The 3,038-nt window shown below is 54.7% G+C and carries 4 protein-coding genes; all 4 read left to right on the top strand.

The features are described from left to right. On the top strand, nucleotides 1-352 hold a 352-nt coding region (locus FAP39_RS17210; RefSeq protein ID WP_246059249.1), incomplete at its 5' end, for a c-type cytochrome. An 11-nt stretch (nucleotides 353-363) separates the two neighbouring features. Further along, the gene (locus tag FAP39_RS17205) at nucleotides 364-705 is read left to right on the top strand and encodes a copper resistance CopC family protein (protein ID WP_138017601.1); all 342 of its coding nucleotides are present in this window, start codon (nucleotides 364-366) and stop codon (nucleotides 703-705) included. Continuing rightward, nucleotides 702-1,574, top strand: coding sequence for a copper resistance D family protein (locus tag FAP39_RS17200; RefSeq protein ID WP_246059248.1), 873 nt, complete (start codon nucleotides 702-704; stop codon nucleotides 1,572-1,574). Before FAP39_RS17205 ends, FAP39_RS17200 begins: the two co-directional genes overlap by 4 nt. 8 nt (nucleotides 1,575-1,582) lie before the next feature. Then, nucleotides 1,583-2,902, top strand: a complete 1,320-nt coding sequence (locus FAP39_RS17195) for a multicopper oxidase family protein (protein ID WP_138017600.1) — start codon at nucleotides 1,583-1,585, stop codon at nucleotides 2,900-2,902. Nucleotides 2,903-3,038 lie beyond the last annotated feature (136 nt).

Below are 3,038 nucleotides of genomic sequence, written 5' to 3'. Positions count from 1 at the left end.
TCTTGTATCCATTCAATCGGGTTGGATACATCTTAGCACGCTGTCCGAATTTGCCGGACCACTTCAAGAAGGCAATGCCGCCATTGGTCAGCGCATATTTGAGAATGCCTGTGTTGAATGCCATGGCACTAACGCAGTAGGCAATGAAGGCGCAGGCCCCCCGTTGATCCACGTCATTTATGAGCCCAGCCACCATGCGGATGAAGCGTTTCAACGCGCCGTCGCCAATGGTGTAAGAAGCCACCACTGGCAGTTTGGCGATATGCAGCCAGTGGCAGGTCTGACGCGTGGTGATGTTGCAATGGTCATCGCCTACATCCGCGAGATCCAGCGCGCCAACGGAATTAACTAAGGATTGTCCCGATGAAAAAACTTGTTATCATTGCTCTCGTAAGTGCATTTTCCACTGGCGCAAATGCGCATTCTCGTGTGGACACAACGACGCCGGAAAACGGCGCGACTGTTGCGCAAGCTCCGTCCGAAATCAGCTTCCAGTTTGCCAAAGAAATACGGCTGACGCGGGTGGAGATGATCCACCAGGATCATCCCTCGGTTCGGCTCGATCTCGGTGACCAAACAAGCTTTGGCCGTGAGTTTGCGCTGCCTCTTGAAGGTATGGGAGAGGGAACTTACCACATCGAATGGCGGGGCCTGGGGGCGGACGGTCACGCCATGCAGGGCGACTTCTCATTTACGGTGGATTGAGCATTCCGGACACTTGGGAAGTCGCGGCGATTATCGCAAAGCTGATGCTCTATATCGGCTTCGCGGGATCGACCGGGCTTGTGATGGTTCGAATTGCGTTTTCAACTCTTGTGGCGCCGTTAGGCGACCGGATGCGAATGCAGTCAGTTTACTTGGCGGCGCTTGCTCTTGGCGCTTCCGTTGTTGGCTTTATGTTGCGCGGAGCCGCTTTGACAGGCGGGGCTGATGGCATGATCGATCCAGAAATGCTCGGTCTGTTATGGACGACGCCCGTTGGTGACGCCCTGATCTGTCGCATTATTGGCGCGGCTATGATCATTTGGGGGGAGTTTATCTCCCGTGTTGGCAAATGGGTTGCGCTTGTTGGCGGGATCGTCGCCTTTTGGTCTTTTACAAACATCGGGCATGTGCCCGACTTGGGCCAGTCCGGCATCCGTCTGCTCCTGCTTTTGCACCTTCTCGGCGTCGCGTTCTGGGTTGGCATACTTGGCCCATTGCGTAATCTATCACAACAGTCAGAGCACTTGGACAACGCGGCCCTCTTGGGGCACCGCTTTGGGCAAGTAGCGGCTGCGATTGTTCCGGTGTTGATCTTGGCCGGTATATTGATGGCTTGGCTGTTACTGGGCGATCTGGAGACACTAGGGTCAACAGTTTATGGGCAAACCCTTTTGGCCAAAGTCGTGTTGGTTGGCGTTGTGCTGGCCTTAGCTGCCATAAACAAGCTTCGCATTGTTCCGGCCATGCAAGACGGTGACGCTACCGTCGCAAAACGACTGGTGCGATCCATCGAAATTGAAACAGCGGTTATTCTGGCAGTGCTTGCGGCGACAGCAACGCTCACCAGTGTGATGACACTACCAAATTGAGGTTTTCCATGAACAGACGAGAATTTCTGATCACAACAAGTGCGGCAGCATTGGCGCCAGGTATCGCACTTGCGTCAACTTCCGTGGAGTTAGTTGCGCAGCCCGTCAGCGCCCAAATCCTGCCCGACGGTGAACCCGCCACTCCGATGTTGGGGTTCAATGGCAGCACGCCCGGCCCGGTGCTTCGCATCCGCCAGGGAGATATCTTTGACGTCCGGTTCCTGAACCAGATTGATGAGGGCTCAGCGGTGCATTGGCATGGGTTGCGGATCGCCAATGCGATGGATGGCGTTCCAGGAATGACCCAAGAGGTTGTCGAAGCGAACGCCGAATTTTACTATCGGTTTCACGCCCCCGATGCGGGAACATTCTGGTATCACTCGCACAATCGGTCGTGGGAACAAGTTGCCAAAGGGCTCTATGGCCCGCTGATCGTAGATGAAGCGACACCGCCAGATGTGGACCATGATCTGATCGTCATGATTGATGATTGGCGCATGACTGATCACGGCACGCTCGCTGAAGGTTTCGAAAACATGCATGATCAAGCCCATCAGGGGCGGCTCGGCAATTTTGCAAGGGCGCTTGTCGAACCGAATGTACCTGTCCGGCTGGGCGATCGGGTTCGTTTGCGGCTAATCAATGTCGCGACTGACCGGGTGTTTCCTGTCGATCTTGAGGGTGCAGACGGAAAGATCGTCGCCTTAGACGGCATGCCGGTCACTGACCCGTTGGTACCCTCAGGTTTAATTCTGGCCCCGGCCCAGCGTGCGGATATCATCGCAGACGTAACCTCTTCCGACCAGGTCAGTGTTGTCTTTCCGACACGGGATGGCCCTTATCTTTTGGGCGAAATTCCTGTGGCTGGAGAGAATACGGAAAGGCGGCCGTCGGAGATTTCCACACTTCCACCAAACAAGACCGCAAGACCTGACCTGAATGACCCGATCAACCTGACCCTTACCATGGAAGGTGGCGCAATGAGCGCTCGTATGATGCAGGGGATGATAGGTGGGGATATTTGGGCCTTCAACGACCAGTCTGGGCTGACGAACACCCCATTCCATAGCTTCCGGCGCGGACAGACAGCGCGCATCCAACTGGTAAACGACACCCGCTTTCCGCATGGCATTCATTTGCATGGACATCACTTCTATGAAGTTGAGAATGATGGCCATTTGGGCGCGCTGCGTGATACAACACTTGTAGACGCAGGCGAGACCCGTGACATCATTTGCGTATTCGACAATCCCGGCAAATGGTTATTGCACTGCCATATGCTCGGCCATCAGGCGGCTGGTATGAAAACATGGGTGGCGGTCACATAAATTTAGGGATGTCACCGGTAAATACTGAAACTGCGGCGCTTCACTGGAGAACGGCCAGTTGAGAGCGGACTTTGAATAGCCCCTAGTTTCTTAGACGCCTTGCAGTTTCCGTTCTTGTTGCCTTTCAAAGTCTGCT

Origin of the sequence: Shimia litoralis (assembly GCF_005518135.1) — a bacterium.
GTDB lineage: Bacteria > Pseudomonadota > Alphaproteobacteria > Rhodobacterales > Rhodobacteraceae > Shimia_E > Shimia_E litoralis.
Note: the sequence above shows the minus strand (reverse complement) of the source record. Positions and strands in the feature narration are given on the sequence as shown.

Coding starts and splice junctions, on each gene's coding strand:
- FAP39_RS17205 (WP_138017601.1), top strand. CDS start 364: ATGAAAAAACTTGTTATCATTGCTCTCGTAAGTGCATTTTCCACTGGC.
- FAP39_RS17195 (WP_138017600.1), top strand. CDS start 1,583: ATGAACAGACGAGAATTTCTGATCACAACAAGTGCGGCAGCATTGGCG.